1 protein-coding gene is annotated in these 574 nt (G+C 55.7%); it reads left to right on the forward strand.

Annotated features, from left to right (window positions below; all coding sequences use genetic code 11):
• A partial coding sequence (locus tag ACSHSS_RS30295) for a hypothetical protein (protein ID WP_445545978.1) occupies nucleotides 1-202 on the forward strand: 202 nt, incomplete at its 5' end.
• Nucleotides 203-574: the final 372 nt, after the last annotated feature.

The following is a 574-nucleotide window of genomic DNA, read 5'->3' on the forward strand; positions in this document are numbered from 1 at the left end:
CATCTCGCCTGCAACTTCGGAAGTTGGTCCATTGATCAGCGTTTCCCTAGAAAAATCATTCGACGATTCCGCTAAAGAACGCGAAAAGTCTGCCGATACCTTTCCTCGAGATCACCCAAAAGCAGTACCAAAACGACCGAACAACAAGATCAACCGACGAGGGGCACACGGCCGGCGAAGCCGTGTACTGATCAGAATATGAGACACACCGATTCCACTCGGCGCGCGGGCAACGGGGGCCGGCGCGTCGCTTTCCTTTGCGCTGACGCAGCGGTTCCTCTGCCGCCTTGCGCCGTCATCGCCGCGAATGCCGCCTCGCGCGACCGCGCATCCACGCCTATATCCGCCACACGACGCGCCGTGCATCGACCGCTTGCGGTCCCTCGCATCATCCATCGCAGAAATATCAAAAAGGCCATTCACGACCACCAAAGGAGGTCCGCCCAAAAACCCAAACAGCAAGCGATTCCAACTCAACGCAACACAAACAGATCCGAATTAGGACCAAAAAACGCATCAAAAGAACGGGGGTTGAATTGAAGAAGCAGTCTCTTTGTTTGCTGGCAGCAACCGC

The sequence above is a fragment of the Burkholderia sp. BC1 genome (assembly GCF_052683555.1).